Here is a 19,605-nt window from a genome sequence, read left to right as displayed (position 1 = left end):
TAATTACAGTACAAAGTTATTTAGGGACACCAGCTTAAAATGGGTATAAAACAAAGTGGTTTTGGTAAAAAAAGAGGTAAATGGTATTTTTCTGAGTAGATGAAATAAGAAAGCCAGTAGTAATAGCGATTACTTTGAACCATTACTAATACTGACTTAAAATATTTTATGTAAAGCTTATGCCGATATAGTAGCCTTATAAGCACCGATAGTCATCCCTTTATAGCTTTGGAAAGTCTTGTTCAAATGACTAGAATCTGTAAAGCCCAATTCCAATGCTATTTCTGAAAATTGCATGTCTGTGTACTTTAATCGGGTTTCTACAAGTTTTAACTTGTAGTTGATAATGTATTTCTTTAATGAAACATCAGTATGCTTTTTAAAATATTCACTCATATAATTATCTGACATATGAAATTCCTCTGCCAGACTTTTGGTGGTAAGCAATTCGGAATTGTAAATATTGGCGTGAATGTAGTTAATGATTTGTTGAATTTTAGATGACTTCACATTCTTTACCGTATCTGCCGTATTAATGAATTGAATATTTCTGGCAATAAGATGTAGAATAACCGATACGGAATTTTGAATAATGAAAATATCAAAAGTTTGCTCGCTCATATATTCAGTCGCAACCATGTTAATAAGAGATACTAAGTGTGACCGGTCAGATTCGGTTGCAAATTGCATTTCACGAAGCTGATGACTTTCGCTATTTAGTATTTCTTCGATTTTTCGAAACCAATCATTAACTGGTAAGGTTTCGTTTAGCGCAGATGTTTTTCTAAAAAAGCTCTTTAAAAATTTTATAGCCACTGTAGTGGTCGCAGAATCAGGGTTTACGATGTAAATATCGTCAGGAATAAAAACAAAAACACTGTTAGAAGTATAGGGTACAGTATTACCATTGATTTTAATAGTTCCTGTTCCTTTTTCAAAATATACAATTTCAAAAAAACGAATAGTCGTGTATTTACAAAACTCAAAAAATGTTTGGTCCTTGTATTTCGCAATTACAATATTTTCAATGATAGTACGCGCCATAGTGTTTTCTTTTCAACGGAGAATTAAGTCGACTAATCTTCCGGCAGATGCCCGTGAATCTGCTCAAAAACGGTATCAAAGTTTTCTCTAAGATAGGCATTAAGCTTTTTTTGGTAATCCATTTTCAGCCAATTGATAAAATTATAGGTGCTTTTACTTATGCACTTGCCATAAACTTGTATCCTATTATCTATATCATCTTTAAGTAATTTTGCCAACGCAAGCGCATCATACACATCTTCACTGTTTTCTATACAGATATAGGCATGTTGTTCAATGGATTTTTCCAATACCACTTTAGAAGATTCTCCGGAAAAGGTCGCTTCCTTATATACAGCTTTAATATCTAGGTAAGTATCCTTAGATTTTGAAAATTCTTCACGAATGTCATCGGCCAACTCATGTTTAAAAGAACCTTCAATATCCTCATCGTCCTTTATACGATCTATGTAGAAATTTGGAGATTTAAAAATGGTCTCCCAATCCAGGTCCGCTCCCCAAGGTCCAAAACGATATATATTATTACCAAGATCTATGACGGTGAATTTAGATTTGTTGTTTAGCACACGAGAACCCCTACCAATCATTTGGTAGTACAAGGTTAACGATTTTGTGGCCCTGTTAAGGATGATGGTATCTATGGTGGGTTCATCAAAACCAGTCGTTAAAATACTTACAGAAGTTAGTATGGCATTTGGAGTTTCATGAAACCAATTCAATATTTGTTTTCGTTGTTTTTTCGTAGCGTTATTATCCAAATGCATAATGGGCAAACCGGCATCATTGAAGGTATGATAAACTTGAATTGAGGTTTCTATACCATTGTTGAATATCAACGTTTTTTTACCCTTGGAATGTAAAGTATAAGCTTCCAATAATTTATTCAACATGGAAGGGCTCGTATAAAGGTCAGAAGAAGATTTAACGGTATAGTCTCCATTGGAACCTACTTCCAAAGAGGTTAACCCCATATCATATTGATACGTTTCAGCCCTGGCCAGAAAGTCGTTTTCTATTAAGTTTTCTATGGATTCCCCAGGAATTAGCTCATCATAATTACCATTCATGGGCAGCTCCTTATTGGAGCTTAAAGGCGTAGCGGTAACGCCAAGAATAAAAGAATTTTCGAAAAACTTGAACAGTTTTGTAAAGGAATTATAATGAGCCTCATCCACAATGACCAGGCCAACATCCGAAATATCCAATATACCATCGTTAAGCCTATTATTTAGTGTTTCTACCATGGCAACATAACAGTTGTAACGTTCATGGTCATCTAAATTGGCTTTGCTGTTGACTACTTTATTAACCACTCCAAAACTGGTGAGCATTTTAGAAGTCTGGTTACAGAGCTCTACACGGTGTGTCATTACCAAAACCTTTTTCGAGTGATTTTTAAGGTATTGGCGGACCATTTCAGAAAAAATTACGGTCTTTCCACCTCCTGTTGGTAGTTGATATAAAAGATGATAATCATCTCTTTCATTATCGAACTTTTCAAATATGCGCTGAATGGCACCTTGCTGGTAGCTATAAAGTTCTTTTTCAGTCTTCTTTTCTTGTAGTTCAAATTGAGTCTCTTGCATGATATCATTTTCTGTAGCATGCAAAGGTAAAACCTTCGGAAAGTAATTACTAATATATTGAAGGGCTTTCCGAAACAATTCACCGCCGTTTTTATAAATGATATCGATTATCTGATATTCATCGTACTAATCTTACAAAGTCTACCGCTTAAAAATTGAATACTTCAGTTTGCTTTACACATTCAAGAAAGCGTTAAAATGAAAAAGCCACTTAAAAAAAGTGGCTTTTAGACTGGTTGTTCAGTATTTAACTAAGCCTTATCTAAAAGAAACGCCTTCAACAATAAGTTTAAACCTGAAAATATAAAAAGGCTTGGTCGCTACACTTTTTCATCTTATTCACTTTTCTTTAAATATTCCGGTAATTCTTTACTCAACCAGTCTTGACGTACCGGAACGTGGACATCTAAATCCACCGTTTTTTCCAATGCCCAAAATTCGTGCGGTACATTCTCAGGAAATACAATTACTTCACCACCAGAGACAATTACCAATTCCTCTTTACCATCTATTATAGTCTTGATTTTTACCTTCCCAGACATGATGTAAGTAATCTGTTCGTTAGGGTGTTGGTGCCAAGGAATATGTGCATCTTTCTCTAAATCGAAAATGGTCATTTGTCCTTTTTCACCGTGAAACCATTTACGTTTGATACCTTTTCCAATAGTTTCAGATTCCATATCATCAAAATTAAAATGTTGCACTTTTGAGGTTGCTACAGAATCTATGGTGTTTACTTGAGCGTTTGCTGTATTGCTAGCAAAAAATACTGTTACAGCTACTGCTGCTATAATTGACTTGAAATTCATTTTACATGTGTTTTATTTGATTCATTGAGTCTAAAACCCCTCCAAAACAATTTTACCTTTTGCTTTGCCTGTTTCTAAGAAAGCATGTGCTTTTCTAAGGTTTTCAGCATTTATAGTTCCGAAGTTTTCACCTAATGTAGTTCTTACGGTTCCGTTATCTATCAATTCAGAAGCTTTATTTAAGATGTTATGTTGCTCAATCATGTCTTCGGTCTGAAACATTGAGCGCGTAAACATTAACTCTATATGCGTAGAAACCGCTTTACCTTTAAAAGGCATTACATTTAGCGATTTTGGATCGTCTATAAATCCGAATTTCCCTTGAGGTTTAATTAGTTTAGCAATTTCATCTACGTGGTGTTCCGTAGCATTTAAGCTTACTACATATTCTGGAGCCGGTAAATTGTATTTCTCGAACTCTTCGCTCAATTTATTTTTGTGGTTAATAACCGTGTCTGCACCTAATTCTTTTAACCAAGACGTAGTTTCTTCACGAGAAGCCGTACCTATAATGTTCAACTTCGTCAGTTTTTTAGCCAATTGCACCAAAATAGAACCTACACCACCGGCAGCACCGATAACCAAAATAGATTTATTGGCATCGTCTTTAGATACCTCTAATCGATCAAACAACATTTCATAGGCTGTAAGTGTGGTTAATGGTAATGCAGCAGCTTCAGCATAAGATAAACTTGAAGGTTTTTTACCCACAATACGCTCATCTACAACTTGATATTCGGCATTACTTCCTTGTCGTGTTAAATCACCGGCATACCAAACTTCATCCCCAACGTTAAAATGAGTCACATCTTCTCCAATAGCAGTTACAATTCCCGTTGCATCCCAACCAATTACACTCCAATTATCATCTGGAGAAGGTCTGTTGGCTCTAATTTTATAATCTACAGGATTTACAGAAATAGCTTTTATTTCTACTAAAATATCTCTTCCCGTAGCTTTTGGAGTTTCCAATTCTACATCTTGCAAAGACTTTATATTGTCAATTGGAAGGTTCTCTTTGTATCCTATTGCTTTCATCTGTATTAGAATTTTTAAAATTATATTATCGTAAAAATTTCACTTTCCGCTAATCTAGATTTTGGCGTTTTATCAGGAGAGTTGAAATCAGATTCCGCTCTATATCCTAAAGAAACAGCAACTAAAGAGGTGAATCCTTTTTCTCTTAATCCGAATTCTTCATCTAAAGCTTTTACATCAATACCCTCCATGGGTGTAGCATCAATACCTAAACTTGCAACGCCTAATAAAAAATTTCCAATGTTAAGATAGACTTGCTTTTCCATCCAGTGCTGTAAATCTTTTAAATCGTATTTATGAATCCCTGTAAAAGCTTTTACAGCCCCTAAAAATCCATTTTTAATATCCTCATTAGGAAATCTTCCATCTTTATCTTGAGTGTCTGCAATGTGCTGGTAGTATGCATCATTCGCATCAATTTTAGAACAAAACAATACAACAGCAGAGGCATTAGTTACTTTTGGCTCATTGAAGCTAAAAAAACCTTGAGTTCCTTTTGCTATACGTGCTTTACCTTCTGCAGTTTCGGTAACTATAAAATGCCAAGGTTGAAGGTTTACACTAGAAGGACTCATTCTCAACAAGTTTTTGACTTTAGTCATATCTGCATCAGATATTTTCTTGCTTGTATTGTATTCTTTTGTTGTGTATCTCCAATCTATAGTTTCTTGTAAATTCATCTTTTTATATTTAATACCGTTGATTCTTATTTTAAAACAAAGATAATTGTAACAAACACTCTAAACAGAGTACAAAAAAAGGAGAATAAGGTATAAATAGAGGTTTTTAAATGGTAAAATCTTAAAATATTGCCAAAAGAAGCTTGTTATAGGTAAAATTACCGGTTTTTAATACATTAATTTAATGTTAAGCCTTTATAATTACAATTCTAATTGGTAAGCTCTGTCATTTTATAAGATGAAACATTCTCAAGCTTATCTTTAGAAGCAAGTCTATAGGCTGCAATATGGTCACTTTGCGAATGTTTTGTCAAATAATCTTGATTCACCCATTTTTCGTGAAATAAGAACAGATTGGGGTTATCGTTATCTTGATGTAAGTCGTAAGCAATACAACCTTCTTCTCCTCTAGTGGGACTAACAAGTTTTAGCAACTCGGCTTTTATTTCTTCTCTAAATTCTTCTTTTACTAAAATATGTACCACTAAGGTTAAATAAGATTTTTTCATAAGATGCTTTAAATTGGTTCAAAAATTCGAATTATAAAAGTAAAGATTGATAGCGGATAAATTAACCGATCCATCTAAAGGTTAGGTTAATTCTTGGGGAAATCTGTTTTGCGGTCTTCGGTATTTTATGCTTCCAATTTTCCTGGGTAGCGCCTTGCATCAATAGAAGGCTACCATTTGCCAATGGAATATCTAATCGTTTTAAATCTGTTCTTGATACATGTTTTAATTGAAAGGGTCTGGTTGCACCAAAGGTAACAGAAGCAATGACCGTATTTTTTCTTTGTTCTCCTTTATAATCTTGATGCCAGTCTACGCTATCTTTTCCGTCGCGATAATAATTGAGCAAACAGCGTGTAAATTTAATAGCTACCTCCTTCTCTATACGTTCTTTAATGAAAAGTAAATCATCATTCCATAAATGCATTTTACTTTTTGTATTCGTGTATTTAATGTCTTTGTCAGCATCTCCGTACCAAGCGGTCAACCTAGGGTAATCTACCAATTTACCGTGAATGGTAATTTGCTCTTGCTGCCAAGGTGTATTTTGAAGTAAGCTAGCATACAACTTATTACTTTCTTCTAAACTAAAGAAATTCTCAAATAAAGTAACATCGGCTCCTGGTAGATCAAATTCTATTTTACGGACTTCATTTGTGAAAAATAGGTCTGTTTGACTAAATAAATCCATCTCTTTTCTAATTATCTAAATGAAACGCCCTCTACAAAAGGTTGAAATCTAAAGATATAAAAGGGTTTGGTGGCAACGCTTTTACCTTCATTGAAGGCAGAACCTCTGTTTACCTGAGCTGCAGATACATACATGTAACCATCTACATGATTATAGCTTACACCATCCGGCCAAACCATATTTTCGTCTTGGGCCATAGTTTTTACACTTCTATCTTTTGCTAGTACCACAGCGACTCTATTTGTTTCTATAGCAGTTAGATATAGGTTACCGTCTTTATCGATACTCATACCGCCATTATTAGGCTTTTCAGAATACGTTTCAATTCTACTGTCGAGCTCATCTTCGGATAAATTTTCGTTTACCAAATCAACCGTTTTAACTCTATAAATTTTAGTTCCGTTCAATGGGCCGTAATAGATATACTCAAAATTGGCATCGGCGGTTATACCGTCATTACCAATCAGCAAATCTTTACCGTCAACAGCTAAATGTTCACCATTAATAACCGTAGGAGTATTTTCTGGTGAAGTTGTACGTGTACCTTCTAAAACACGTCGTGTTTTACCGGTTTTCATATCAACTACAATAAAAGCCCCTTTACTACCATTTCCCCCATTACCAATACCTTCATCCGCTATAATAAAATATCCGTTTTTAGTATCTACAACCATATCATTTGGTTGTGATTCTTTTGGCGCAGATGATTCAGGTAAATAGTAGATACGTTCCAATTGATTGGTAATCATGTTCCAACCGACAATTTTTGGAGTAACATTATTACGCTGTGCCATATCTAGCATCCAAATAATTCCGTTTTCATCATTTCTAATACCTAATACATTGCTTAAATAATTATCGTCTGTATCTCTAGGTGTATTCCATGCTTCATTGGGGAATGGTTTACTCTCCTTAGTTTTGGCATCCATAATCTTAACTCTGATTACAGGTTCAAAAAAAGGATGTTGGCTGTATACCAAATCGCCCTTATTAGTAAATGTGATGTTCCCCACGGCTTCATCAGTTGTGGTAAAAACTTCAGCTTCTGTTTGTGCATTTGCCGTCATGCCTGTTAAAATTGTAGTCAAAATAAATATATGTTTTTTCATTGTGTGTTCTTTTTTAATGGTGATTTTTCAACCACCGCTTTGTTACTTCATCTATATTTTTACCTTCTCGTGAAACCTTATAGTCTAATTCTGCAATAATGTCATTAGTGAATTGTAAACCATCTAATTTTTGAAGATGCTTCTTATTGAACATATTTTCTTTGTCTTTGCGTAGCAATAAGACAGCTTTGTCAACACTACCTAATAGACCTTTAGGTTCTTTTAGTTCTCTTATATTGTATTTATAATGTAAAAATTGAGGTTTCCAAAGAGGGATAATTATCCATTCTTTCTTTTCAACCGCATTTTCAAAAGCACTGAAGCAATCTTCTTCAGTACCGGTATGAAATGAATATCCTGCGTCATTAAGTCCGTAATCATTCATCATCTGAATAGAAAAACGCGTAATTCCAGCACCTGGGTTTATCCCTTGAATATCCTTTTTAATTTTTGATACTACATTTGGTTTCAGCAAATCTGCAATCTTTGAAACCTCTTTTTCTGGCACATAATCTGGTACTCCCCAAAGAGCATACGGTTTATAGTGAAGTCCTAATTCTACTAAAGGAACTACTTTTTCAACCTCATTTTTATAAATACCGTGACTGGAAGGCAACCATGCCGAAGCCAATATATCTACATCGCCTGTTTTTAATCGCTCAAAATTCTCTTCGTGAGGTGAATATGTGCGTTTTACGGTAAAACCTATTTCTTCCAGTGTGTTGGCTACCAAAGAGGCCGCTATACGATGAAAAGACAAATCGGTTACTCCTAAATTTATTGATTTTGACATCTGTTATAATTTTAAAAATGAAACATGAAATTGCAACTTTAATCTAGATAGAAGTAGCTTTTAAAAGAAAGACAATTTACTTACCTAAATCTGTACAATTAAATCTGTACAACTAAATCTGGTTACTGAAAAAAATTTAGTTTTAAATAAACACACACGCAGTATTACTTGCGTGTGTTTAAAAATTTATTAGTTCCCTATTTCCGACATTTCATTTAATATAAACTCTTCCACTTTGCCATCAGTTACTTTCATATAATGGGCCAAATATTTATTATCCATATGTTTTTGCCATAACTCACGATTAACCCACTTTTCATGAAATAAGAAAAAATTAGGATTTTCATTGTCTTGGTGAAGGTCATAACTAATATTACCTTCCTCAGCTCTTGTAACATCTAACAGTTTAAGTAATTCTGCTTTTACAAACTCTCTATGCTCCTCTTTTACTAAAATTCTTGCTATTATTGTCAAATATGATTTTCTCATGATGTTTTGTTTATAAATTACTTTACTAATTCTGTTTTAACTACTAAATAAGGGCCTTCACTATCATCTTTTCCATTGTTCATAGGTGGTATTCTATTTAATTGATCAATTGTAGCGTATAAAAATCCATCGTTAGCTACATAAAGACCATCTGGCCAAGATTGCCCTTCAGGAATTTTTGCTAAAGGAACATAAGCTTCTTTAGTAGATAGCCCTATTTCCCCATCTGTTACATTAGTTACATACACATTTCCGACAGCATCTACTGCCATGCCGTCTGAGTATGATTTTTTACCATATGTTTCTATAGAATTTACTAGTTCTTCATCGCTACCAAAGTTAGCTGCAGGTACCCTATACATGGTGTTGCCGTGTAAGGCTCCAAAATATACCCAGTTATATAGTGGATCAATAGCTATTGGATTTAGCGCGAAACCACCTTCCATTTCTGGCATCAATGATCGATGACTCTGTGCCATTCTCTTAGCTTCCCCATTCTCGGTATTGATTACGATAAATGCAGGCTCAGGCGCACTTTTTAAATCACCCTGGGTCATATCTGCAATTATCACACGGTTGTGTTTTTCATCAATCACAAAATCCTGTAAAAAACTAGCCGGTTTTACTACGTTTGCCGGAATTTTTATAGTTTTAACTAATTTTTCTGACTTAGTATCCCAAATCACAAATTGCTTGTTTCCCATATCCAATAACCAAAGATTGTCATTGCTGTCAGCTCTTATTCCAATAACTGCCTTAAAAACCGAGTTTTCGCCGGTCGCATATTCGGCGTTTGGGTAAGCCTTATTTTCACCATTTTTATACACTTCAAAAACTTTAGTGTCAGGTGACATCATAGGGTTCATGGTAACAAATAATCTACCATCACCAGTTAAAGCTAGATTACCAGGTCTTATGGTATCACTAGCAAAAATAGTTTCTACAGTTTTTATTTCTTGTGAAACATTTTCGGTTGGCGCTGATTCTTGAACGGTCACCTTTTTTTTCTCGTTTGGTGATTTACACATCATAAATACAGATGCTAAAGCGGATACCAATAGTACTTTTTTCATATAGTTATTTTTAAAATTTGATTCGTTTATAAATACAAGGCAAAGATATTTGTACTTGTATCTCTTTAGAAGTATAGAAAAAGGATAATTATGTATTTTTAAAGGTTAAAATGAATATAAACCAGCACTGTGGTCGTATAAAATTGTATTTTAGCAGCCTAAATGGCCTATTATGCAGATACTAGAAGCACATAAACCTTTTGAAATACAAGAAATTGAACTGACGGATTGGAAACAACGACCCGTTAAGAATAATTTTTTTGAGCTGGTATTAGTAAAGGAAGGAAAAGGTACCCAATGCATCAACTACAACGATTATACATATGAGAAGAATAGCATGTTTTTGCTACCGCCATTAAAATGCCATTCTTTTACCATCATAAAACCGACACGTTTTGTCTTTTTAAAGTTTACCGATTCTTTCTTTAAAAATGCGAACAAGATTACTATTGATAGAAATGAGTGGTTTAAAGAGGCATCGTACATCTTATCCAATTACAATCAGTTGCCGGGTGACATTATTAAAAGTGAAAAAGACAGAGAGTATCTAAAAAAGTTAACCTCTATTATATTGCAGGAATCTAGAGATCGTGAAAATAAATCCTTCGCACTAATTCAGAGCCTGATGATTTCCGTTACGGAAATTCTAATAAGAAATATAAAAAAAGGTAGTTTCTATGAAATTCCTCAAAAAAATACCGATGACCGTATTACCAAAATGCTGACCTACATCAATGAAAACATAGATTCCCCAGAACTCCTAAGAATTGAAAACCTAGCGGAAGTCTTTATGATGTCCCCTACGTATGTAAGTGAATTTTTCAAAAAGCAGACAAATTTATCACTAAGGGAATACATAATAAAAGGAAAACTAAAGCTTGTTGAGATACGCTTATTAAATTCGGATTTTACCCTAACTCAAATAGCAGATGATTTAGGCTTTACAGATGTTAGCCATTTATCCAAAACTTTTAAGCGTTACATAGGCACCTCTATTCGGGAATTTAAGAAGAATGGAGAATATATATTATTGAAACGCAGCTCTTGTTCCACACCAAGAAATACAGATTTGAGCGTGGCAAATCAGTAAAACATATTGAAATTGTTTTTAGAGGTGCCTCTTTTCCATGCAATACTAGTTCCCATGCTGGGATATTGATTTGGGTCCACCTCTTCTCCATTTAACACGGCGTCAAGAGCGGCAGACAAATCACTTCCGGTGGCAGATTGCACCCCAGGTCTGGTCATATCAAAACGTCCAGTATAAACACACTCCAATCTTTTATCAAAAACAAATAAATCAGGATTACTCTCAGCTCCATAGTCTAGTGCTACATCTTGAGATTCATCATACAAATACGGGAAAGAATACTTATTATATTTTGCCATTTGAGCCATAAAAACAGGGTCGTCTTGCGGAAATTGTTTAATATCATTGCTGCTTATAGCTACAAATTGCATGCCCAACGATTGATACTTGTTGGCCAATTCTACCAATTTGGAATTGATATGTTGAACAAACAAACAGTGGTTACAAATAAAAAGTACAACTGTAGCAATTTCTGATTTAATTTGACTCAATGAGATGAGTTCTCCCGAAACCGTATCGGGAAGCGTAAAATCCGGGGCTTTATTCCCCAATTCCATCATGCTAGACAAAACAAATGTCATGATTCTATAATTTGGGAGATTGGCTATCCTTAATTCGTAATTTAACCATTCGTATTCCTGTTTTTTCTAAACCTAATAAACCGGATTTTGAATTACCCGAAAGCCGTTTTCTACAGTACCAACAAACCGTTAATGCACCATACATTAATTTAATAATTAATTCCACTAACTTAGGTATAAATAAAGGTTTTTTTGCATTTTTGTTTTTATGCTATGCTATGATACCTTGATAAAATCACATAAAAACGACATATTATTAGTATATATTTAAAAATAGGAACTAAAACGACCTCTTTTATTACAACAAGACTATATTTTTAACAAATATATCTTGATGCTTTTTATGCACCATATGTTAAAAAATACCAAAAAATGCAAATTTTATAGGAATTACACCCGTTATATTACGTCTATTTTTTCCCTCTAAAACGCAATTCCAGTAACCTCGGCCATCATAAATAACAAAATTTTGCACTTTCCATAGAAGTTTTAAAGCTCATTAAAAGCATTTAACAAACCAAATAATTTTGGATGTTCCGTTTCTAATTTTGGATTCCAAATCATAGTTAATTGTGCTTTTTGAGGTGTATCTTTTAATTCATGAAAATCAATGGGCAAATGTAACCCTCTTATAGATGAAATTGGTTCCAGAGATACTCCCATACCTGCTTCTATCAATCTTATACTTGTACTTACCGAATCCGTTTCATGAACAACATTAGGTATAAAACCAGCTCCCGTACAAATAGATTCTATAATATTCACATAATTAGGCCCATCTGTTTTTGATGGAAAGATAAAGGGCTCCTTTGCAAATGCAAAAAAACCCAGTTCATCCAACCTACTTAAATCATAAGCCTTAGGGAGCAGTACCGCGTAGTTGTCTATGTGCAAAACTTTGCTCTTTAATCCTACTGGTACTAATGGGTTCGTTGCAAAACCAATATCTAATTCCCCAGTTTGCAGACGCACATACTGGTCCCGGTTGTTGAGCTCCTTCAAAATTGTCTTAATATTTGGAAGATTCTTCCTGATATCTATTAAAATTTCCGGGAGAATGGATTGCATTACGGAGTGCGTAAAACCAATTTTCAATTCCCCGGCCTCCCCTTTATGAATTTGAGTGGTTCGTTTTAGAATAAAATCATACTGCATGAGTAATTTCTCCATCTCGGAAACGAAATAGGCTCCCGCATGGGTCAACTCAACATTTCGTTTGTTTCTTATAAAAAGTGGTGATGCAATAGCTTCTTCCAACTGTTTAATTTTACGACTCAAAGCGGGCTGAACAATATGGAGAGCCTCAGCTGTCTTTGTAAAATTCAGTTTTTTTGACAAGAGAATAGCGCTGCGTATATGTTGTAAATCCATGTAACTAATACATATTTGTTATTAATTCATCAAAATTAAGTATTTATATTTATAACTACTGTTGCCTAGTTTTGTGCTGAACGGGAAGATGTTCAATTCTAAAATATTCAGTATGACCACAGAAAGTAGCCTTGCAGATGTTTATGACGTAGAACAATTTAGAATGTTAGGAAAGGAATTGATAGATGCGCTTGCAGATCATTTAGGCGATCTACAAAATAAGAAAGCACATAAGGTCTATCCTGATAACGCTCCAGATGAGGAATTTCAATTTTGGAAAGAAAGTTTAGGTATTACATCTGAGCCTATTCAAACATTAAAAACAATACTCCAACGTTCACAGCAAACACAACACCCCAAATACATGGGTCACCAAACAGCTGCCCCTGCTCCTATATCAGCACTTACCGGACTGGTAACCAACATGATAAACAATAGCACCGGGGTTTACGAAATGGGTCCTGTTTCTAATGCCATGGAGCGGGTTATAACAGATTTTACGGCAAAAAAAATTGGCTACGGTTCTTCCTCCTCTGGAATAATGACGTCAGGGGGTAGTCTAGCCAATCTAACAGCATTATTAGCTGCTAGAAAAGATAAAGCACCGCATAACGTATGGGAAGAGGGTCATAATAAAAAGCTAGCGGTATTGGTTTCTGCAGAAGCCCATTATTGTATTGATAGGGCTGCACGCATATTAGGCTTAGGAGATAAGGGAATCATTAAAGTTCCTGTGGATTCTAATTTTAAGATTCGTACAGATTTATTGCCCTGTTATTTAGAAAAGGCCAAAGCCGATGGCCTTCATGTATTTTGCATAATTGGCTGTGCCGGGTCTACTGCCACTGGTTCATATGATGATCTTAAAGAGCTATCTAAATTTAGTGAAGCACACAATCTTTGGTTACATGTTGATGGGGCACATGGTGGGGCAGTTGTCTTTTCTGAAAAATATAGGAATCGCGCCAAAGGAATTGAAAAAGCAGATTCTGTTGCCATAGACTTTCACAAAATGTTAATGACTCCCGTTCTTAATACTGCCTTGGTTTTCAAAGAAGGAAACAAAGTATACCGCACCTTTGCGCAGCGAGCACAATATCTTTGGGATTCTCCAGAAACAGAAGAATGGTATAATTCCGCAAAGAGAACCTTTGAATGCAGTAAACCATTCTTATCGGCGCAGGTTTATCTCATTCTTAAAACGCATGGGATGGGTATTTTTGAAAAAAATGTGAACCAGTTATATGATTCTGCCAAAACACTATCAGAATTGGTTAGTGAAAAGTCCAGTTTTCAGTTAGTACATGAACCAGAATCCAATATTGTGAATTTTAGATATGCACCTCATAAAAATATGAGCATCAGTGAATTGAATACTTTGAATACTGATATTAGAAAAAAAATAGTCGCCTCAGGAAATTTCTATATTGTACAGACCACAATAGCTGACCAACGCACATTGCGTTGCACGGTTATGAATCCATTAACCTCTAAATCGGATTTTATAGAACTCCTCAATGAGATTGAAAAACAAGGGAGCTTCATCTTGAATAAAACAACCCTGTTGGCTTAATAAAGAAACTTTGCTATAGAGGTAAATACATTTTAAAAACAGCAAAATAATCTGGCTTTCCTAGAGCGATGATTTTTCCTTGATGGTTTTCTACAATTCTTTTTACAATGGAAAGACCTATGCCTGTGGATTTATCATCTTCATTAGTTTTAAGTCGTTGAAAAATATCAAATATTTTTTCGCTGTATTGCTGATCAAATCCCACACCATTATCCTTTACCGTAATTTCACAATACTTTACATTAGCTTGCAGACCTTTAACACCAAAGGTATCGCCCAAACCTTGAGAGCTACTTACTTCAATTAGTAACGGTCTATCCTCACTTTTAAAATTCAAACTATTAGCGAATAGATTATAGAAAAGCTGTTCTATTTGTATAGGAACCACACTTAACCTACACAGCTCATCTATATTTACAATGGCGTTCGTCTTATCTATTTGCTTGCTAAGCCTTGATTTTGCCTGTATAGCCAGCTCCTTTAAATCTCGCTCTTTAAAACTTTGAGGTTTAAACTCCGCTTCCGAATAGGTCAACAGATCTTTAAAAATGTTGCGCATTCTCTTGGCTGCTTTCTTAATGGATTTAAAATACTTTTTTCCACTTTCGGAAAGGTTATCTTTCTCTTTCCTTTCCAGCGCACTGGTTAAAATCTGAATTTTACGTAGCGGTTCTTGCAAATCATGGCTTGATATAAAATCATATGCCGCTAATTCTATATTTTTCTTTTTGAGAACGTTATCCTGTTTCTCCATTTTCTCAATAGCTTCTAAATGAAATGCTATCAGCTCTGTGAACATGGTGAACATACCTATAATTTCGGCAGTATTGACTCTGTTAGGCTCAGGGTCCAAAGCACAAAGTGTACCAAAGAAAGCTCCATCATTTCGTACTATAGGTACGGAAATATAGCTTTGAAATCCATATTGTGCAGGTATTGGGTGGTCGTGATATACTGCGTCTTTATCCACATGATCAATTACTACCAAGCTATTACTTTCACGAACTTGTTTACAAAATGTGGTACTTATCTCAAGTTCATCACCAATGGCAAGCCCCAATGGCACTCCGTCCAAAACCCCGCAAGTAATCCATGTTTTTTCAGTTACCCGAGCAATGGCAGCAAACCTCATGCCTGTAGCTCTACAGACCACATCTAAAATAGTGGGTACGATACTAATTGATTGAATGTCATTAATATCCTTTTGTAATTCCCCAAGTATTTCCATAACTATCGCCCTTTAATTATTTATTCCCATATTTCAATTTAACCCCATACATACCTCCGGCTCTATGCAAAATACTGAATTATATGATTTTTACCTTCTGTTTACACTGTTGATTGCTATTTTTTATCAAAATAATACTTAGTGTAAGATTAACCCTATAAGCTATTTGATTAAAGAAGAAATTGGATAATTTTGCATTTTCATAAAATCGGTTAGTACATGAAATTTCTATTATCCTTTTGTTTTCTATTAATTTTCATTTGTAAGGTTAATGCACAGTTGGTTAATATTGAATCTAAACGCATGCAAAAAGATTCGGTTCGTTTTGCTCTAAAAAGTGATTTACTCTTTAACTATACGGATAACAATGGTGCCTATATTCTACAAATAGGTTCTAATATCACAACCCAGTTAAAATCTAGGGACCTGAAGAAAATTTTATTTTTTATCGGTAATTACAACCTCATAAGAAGTAAGGACGAAGATTTTCAGAACTCCTACTTTTTTCATTTAAGATACAACCATAAAATTACGGATTTCTTGAGACTGGAAGGCTTTATACAAAATCAGAACAACACCCTTCTCACCATATCCAACAGAAATTTAGCAGGCGTGGGAGTTCGCTTAAAATTAATATCGCAAGACCATGCAAAAGTCTATTTCGGGAATGCATATATGTATGAAATTGAGAAGCTCGTAGATTCTGAAGATCGATTTTACAACCACAGAAACAGCAGCTACCTGTCGGCTACCTATTCATTCCCTAAAACTAGATTGGATTTTACGGGCACGGTATATTTTCAGCCCCTATACCGCTACATAGCCAACCACCGGGTACTCAGCCAATTGAAAGCAGAAATGCCGTTAACGGGACACTTAAGTATTTCTGCCTTATACAATTATTCTTATAGCAGTTTTTCAACTACTACCGAAAGTGATCGTTCTTCCAACCTTAAACTAGGGCTTACATTTTCCCTTTAATCAAAAAACTAGGCTAATAAAGCCTTACTCATAGCTTCACCAATTTTAAGAAGACTATTGCGTTCATCCTCCGTAAAATCGTAAGATATTGGTTTAGCTATACCCAAGGTTCCAAAAAGTTTTCCATTTAGCAACATAGGTACGGCAATAGAACCTTCCACTTTAGTTTCTTTGGCTGCAGGACGCGCTACACCAGAATCATCGGTTTGCAAATTGCACATTTCAACCGCTTCCTTACGTTCAGCGGCAATGCCTGCCATTCCTTTACCAATAGGAATAGTAGACAGCTTTGGTATTAAAAAAGGAGGAATTCCTTTATGCGCCTGTATCTGTAACAATTTTGTTTCTTGATCTAAAAAATGAATGGTTCCGGTAGTACAATCAAAAACACTAATTACATTTTCTAAAACGTGTTGCCAATCTATATTGTTTTGCTTCAATTTGGATAAAATAGTGTCTATTGTCAATTCTTGCTTATCACTCATAATCTTGATATTAACTAAATTGGTTGTTTGCATTTTTCTAAAACTCCCATATTTTACAGTAGCCTTTACCTACAAATTTACTAAAGTAAACCGAGGATACTCCTTCCCTATTAAAATTGAAAAACTAAACATTTGTTAAAAAAGAATGAACGTTCATTTTTGTTTATATCTTTGTACCAGAATTGTAAATCATGGCAGAATTAACAAAAAGCGAAATTAAAAGAAATGCATTGGTGAAAGCCACAATAGAGTTAGTAAACAACAGCGGGTTCCATGCAGCGCCTATGTCTAAGATTGCAAAAATGGCTAATGTATCCCCTGCTACTATATATCTCTATTTTGAGAACAAGCAGGATTTGGTTAACCAAGTATATATAGAAGTGAAAGCGGCTTTTACCCAATATGCGTTTGCCACATTTAATCCTAAAATGGGAGTTGAAGAAGGTTTTGAAATTATATGGAAGCGTATTGCTGACTTTAAATTAAAAGAATGCGAAGAGGCCATGTTTCTTGCACAGTGTGACAACACACCTATGATAGATGAACCCAGCAGACAAGAAGGCATTAAACACTTACAACCTTTATTGGATTTATGGGAACGTGGTAAAAAAGAAGGCATTATCAAACCCTTATCAGATTACATATTATATGCCTATGCAATTAACCCGTTGTCGTTTTTAATGATAGCACAAAAGAGAGGCGGCTTTCAATTAAATGAAAGCCACTTAGAAGAAGCTTACCAGTCTGCATGGAGCAGTATAAAAAAATAAATACGATCATCTTAAATATAAAATAGAAATGGAATTACTTGATAAATTAAAATGGAGATACGCTACTAAAGCAATGAACGGTAAAACGGTACCACAAGAAAAAGTAGACATTATTTTAGAAGCTGCTCGCCTTGCCCCTACTTCTAGCGGTTTACAACCTTTTGAAATAATAGTGGTAACCAATCAAGAACTAAAGGAAAAGATAAAGCCTGTAGCTTGGAACCAATCTGTAGTGACAGATTGTTCTCACTTATTGGTTTTCGCTGCTTGGGATAACTATACGGAAGAGCGGATTAATAAGATGTTCGATTTAACCAATGAAATTCGCGGGTTTAAAAATGAAGGTTTTGAAAATTACAGACAGCAATTATTGGGCATGTATCCACAACGGGACCCAGAAGTCAACTTTCAACATGCAGCAAGACAAGCATACATAGCCTTTGCCGAAGCACTTACGGCTGCTGCTTTTGAAGGGGTTGATTCCACACCAATGGAAGGTTTTGATCCGGATGCTGTAGATGAAATTCTTGGTCTAAGAGCAAAAGGTTTACGTAGCTGTGTATTGTTGCCAATCGGCTACAGAAAAACAGATGAAGATTGGTTGGCAAATTTGGTTAAGGTGAGAAAAAGCACTGAAGACTTGGTAACCGTAATGGACTAATTACAAAAAGAATACTACTATGAAAACTATATTATTAAAAAACAGACCTAAGGGAAAACCTTCGGTCTCTGATTTCGAATTTGTAGAAAATGATTCGCCTTTAAATATTAAAGATGGTGAGTTGCTTTTGGAAACGACTTACGTTTCTGTAGACCCTTATTTGAGAGGAAGAATGAGCGATGCTAAGTCGTACGTGCCTCCTTTTGAATTGAACAAACCTGTTCATTCAGGCATAGTGGCAAAAGTTATTGCATCTAAGCACAAGGAATTTAACAATGGCGACTACCTTGCCGGAATGCTTAATTGGAGTACCCAACAGGTTTCCAATGGTGAAGGTCTTACAAAAGTTGATGGTAAAAAAGCTCCCTTAAGTACTTATTTGGGAATTTTAGGAATGACCGGTTTAACCGCTTATTTAGGTCTTACTGAAATTGGTAAGCCTAAAAAAGGAGAAACTCTTGTGGTTTCTGGCGCGGCTGGTGCCGTAGGTAGTGTGGTTGGCCAAATAGGTAAAATATTGGGTCTTCGTGTTATTGGTATAGCGGGTAGCGATGAAAAAGTAGATATGCTAAAATCAAAATTCGGTTTTGATGAAGGCATTAATTACAATACTACGGAAGACATGACGGCCGCTATTGCAAAAGCAGCGCCAAACGGAGTTGATGTTTATTTTGATAACGTTGGCGGTCCTATTTCGGACGCGGTGCTGTTCAACATAAATCACTTTGCAAGAATGATTATTTGTGGTGCTATCTCTGTATACAACAATACAGAACTGCCTAAAAGTGTTAGCGTACAACCTTTTTTAGTTAAGAATAGCGCGCTAATGCAAGGATTTATTGTTTCAAACTATAGCGAGAAATTCCCTGAAGCTATGAAACATTTATCCACTTGGTTGGCTGAAGGCAAATTAACCTACAGTGAGACCATTGTTGAAGGATTTGAAAATATCCCTCAAGCTTTTATCGATTTATTCGATGGAAAAAACAAAGGAAAAATGATCGTTAAAATATAACGATTGAATTAAAAAAATTAAAGAAAAGG

21 protein-coding genes are annotated in these 19,605 nt (G+C 35.0%); 6 read left to right on the top strand and 15 right to left on the bottom strand.

The features are described from left to right. Positions 1-177 precede the first annotated feature (177 nt). The 11 genes from KO521_RS07225 to KO521_RS07175 all read right to left on the bottom strand — a co-directional run bounded on the left by KO521_RS07225 (position 178) and on the right by KO521_RS07175 (position 9,821). A complete protein-coding gene (locus KO521_RS07225) occupies positions 178-1,044 on the bottom strand; it encodes an AraC family transcriptional regulator (protein WP_215939224.1) in 867 nt (288 codons plus the stop codon). A 32-nt stretch (positions 1,045-1,076) separates the two neighbouring features. Next, positions 1,077-2,630, bottom strand: a complete 1,554-nt coding sequence (locus tag KO521_RS07220; protein WP_215939223.1) for a DEAD/DEAH box helicase — start codon at positions 2,628-2,630, stop codon at positions 1,077-1,079. Between the two features lie 335 nt (positions 2,631-2,965). Continuing rightward, complete coding sequence (locus KO521_RS07215) at positions 2,966-3,439, bottom strand: cupin domain-containing protein (protein WP_215939222.1); 474 nt, start codon at positions 3,437-3,439, stop codon at positions 2,966-2,968. 30 nt (positions 3,440-3,469) lie between these two features. Continuing rightward, positions 3,470-4,477, bottom strand: coding sequence for a zinc-binding alcohol dehydrogenase family protein (locus KO521_RS07210; protein WP_215939221.1), 1,008 nt, complete (start codon positions 4,475-4,477; stop codon positions 3,470-3,472). 20 nt (positions 4,478-4,497) lie between these two features. Further along, positions 4,498-5,157, bottom strand: coding sequence for an oxygen-insensitive NAD(P)H nitroreductase (gene nfsB, locus KO521_RS07205; RefSeq protein WP_215939220.1), 660 nt, complete (start codon positions 5,155-5,157; stop codon positions 4,498-4,500). A 209-nt stretch (positions 5,158-5,366) separates the two neighbouring features. Next, complete coding sequence (locus KO521_RS07200; protein ID WP_215939219.1) at positions 5,367-5,666, bottom strand: putative quinol monooxygenase; 300 nt, start codon at positions 5,664-5,666, stop codon at positions 5,367-5,369. 61 nt (positions 5,667-5,727) lie between these two features. Next, entirely contained in the window at positions 5,728-6,357 is a 630-nt protein-coding gene (locus KO521_RS07195; protein WP_215939218.1) for an alpha-ketoglutarate-dependent dioxygenase AlkB family protein, read from the bottom strand. 11 nt (positions 6,358-6,368) lie between these two features. Further along, positions 6,369-7,466 carry an L-dopachrome tautomerase-related protein gene (locus KO521_RS07190; RefSeq protein ID WP_215939217.1) on the bottom strand — a complete coding sequence of 366 codons (1,098 nt, stop codon included), beginning with the start codon at positions 7,464-7,466 and terminating at the stop codon, positions 6,369-6,371. 13 nt (positions 7,467-7,479) lie between these two features. Continuing rightward, entirely contained in the window at positions 7,480-8,259 is a 780-nt protein-coding gene (locus KO521_RS07185; RefSeq protein ID WP_194550219.1) for a glycine betaine ABC transporter substrate-binding protein, read from the bottom strand. Between the two features lie 189 nt (positions 8,260-8,448). Then, positions 8,449-8,748: a putative quinol monooxygenase gene (locus KO521_RS07180; RefSeq protein WP_194550220.1), complete on the bottom strand. Its 300-nt coding sequence runs from the start codon at positions 8,746-8,748 to the stop codon at positions 8,449-8,451. Between the two features lie 17 nt (positions 8,749-8,765). Then, complete coding sequence (locus KO521_RS07175; RefSeq protein WP_215939216.1) at positions 8,766-9,821, bottom strand: L-dopachrome tautomerase-related protein; 1,056 nt, start codon at positions 9,819-9,821, stop codon at positions 8,766-8,768. Between the two features lie 172 nt (positions 9,822-9,993). Here KO521_RS07175 and KO521_RS07170 point away from each other — a divergent pair, with 172 nt between their 5' ends. Next, positions 9,994-10,911 carry an AraC family transcriptional regulator gene (locus tag KO521_RS07170; protein WP_215939215.1) on the top strand — a complete coding sequence of 306 codons (918 nt, stop codon included), beginning with the start codon at positions 9,994-9,996 and terminating at the stop codon, positions 10,909-10,911. Here the strand turns inward: KO521_RS07170 and KO521_RS07165 are convergent. Together KO521_RS07165 and KO521_RS07160 are read right to left on the bottom strand one after the other, a co-directional pair. After that, positions 10,905-11,492 carry a thioredoxin family protein gene (locus KO521_RS07165; protein ID WP_215939214.1) on the bottom strand — a complete coding sequence of 196 codons (588 nt, stop codon included), beginning with the start codon at positions 11,490-11,492 and terminating at the stop codon, positions 10,905-10,907. The two genes, KO521_RS07170 and KO521_RS07165, sit on opposite strands and share 7 nt — an antisense overlap. A gap of 489 nt (positions 11,493-11,981) precedes the next feature. Beyond that, positions 11,982-12,863: a LysR substrate-binding domain-containing protein gene (locus KO521_RS07160; RefSeq protein WP_215939213.1), complete on the bottom strand. Its 882-nt coding sequence runs from the start codon at positions 12,861-12,863 to the stop codon at positions 11,982-11,984. Positions 12,864-12,975: 112 nt separating this feature from the next. On the opposite strand from KO521_RS07160, the gene KO521_RS07155 reads away from it, so the two are divergent. Further along, positions 12,976-14,436 (top strand): pyridoxal phosphate-dependent decarboxylase family protein, encoded by a 1,461-nt coding sequence (locus tag KO521_RS07155; protein WP_215939212.1) that lies wholly within the window; start codon positions 12,976-12,978, stop codon positions 14,434-14,436. A gap of 13 nt (positions 14,437-14,449) precedes the next feature. On the opposite strand, the gene KO521_RS07150 is transcribed toward KO521_RS07155, so the two are convergent. After that, positions 14,450-15,664, bottom strand: coding sequence for a sensor histidine kinase (locus KO521_RS07150; RefSeq protein WP_215939211.1), 1,215 nt, complete (start codon positions 15,662-15,664; stop codon positions 14,450-14,452). A 219-nt stretch (positions 15,665-15,883) separates the two neighbouring features. Between KO521_RS07150 and KO521_RS07145 the strand changes: the two genes are divergently transcribed. Beyond that, positions 15,884-16,645, top strand: a complete 762-nt coding sequence (locus KO521_RS07145) for a DUF481 domain-containing protein (protein ID WP_215939210.1) — start codon at positions 15,884-15,886, stop codon at positions 16,643-16,645. 8 nt (positions 16,646-16,653) lie between these two features. On the opposite strand, the gene KO521_RS07140 is transcribed toward KO521_RS07145, so the two are convergent. Next, positions 16,654-17,130, bottom strand: a complete 477-nt coding sequence (locus KO521_RS07140) for a GAF domain-containing protein (RefSeq protein ID WP_215939209.1) — start codon at positions 17,128-17,130, stop codon at positions 16,654-16,656. Between the two features lie 191 nt (positions 17,131-17,321). Here KO521_RS07140 and KO521_RS07135 point away from each other — a divergent pair, with 191 nt between their 5' ends. Genes KO521_RS07135 through KO521_RS07125 form a run of 3 tightly spaced genes read left to right on the top strand, consistent with a single transcriptional unit; the run spans position 17,322 to position 19,576 of the window. Beyond that, positions 17,322-17,900 carry a TetR/AcrR family transcriptional regulator gene (locus KO521_RS07135; protein WP_215939208.1) on the top strand — a complete coding sequence of 193 codons (579 nt, stop codon included), beginning with the start codon at positions 17,322-17,324 and terminating at the stop codon, positions 17,898-17,900. Positions 17,901-17,928: 28 nt separating this feature from the next. After that, positions 17,929-18,561 (top strand): nitroreductase family protein, encoded by a 633-nt coding sequence (locus KO521_RS07130; protein ID WP_215939207.1) that lies wholly within the window; start codon positions 17,929-17,931, stop codon positions 18,559-18,561. Positions 18,562-18,580: 19 nt separating this feature from the next. Beyond that, entirely contained in the window at positions 18,581-19,576 is a 996-nt protein-coding gene (locus KO521_RS07125; RefSeq protein WP_215939206.1) for an NADP-dependent oxidoreductase, read from the top strand. Positions 19,577-19,605: the final 29 nt, after the last annotated feature.

The sequence above is a fragment of the Zobellia uliginosa genome (assembly GCF_018860745.1).
Classification (GTDB): domain Bacteria; phylum Bacteroidota; class Bacteroidia; order Flavobacteriales; family Flavobacteriaceae; genus Zobellia; species Zobellia uliginosa_B.
The sequence above is the reverse complement of the archived record's forward strand: the minus strand, read 5'-3'. Positions and strand labels throughout refer to the sequence as shown.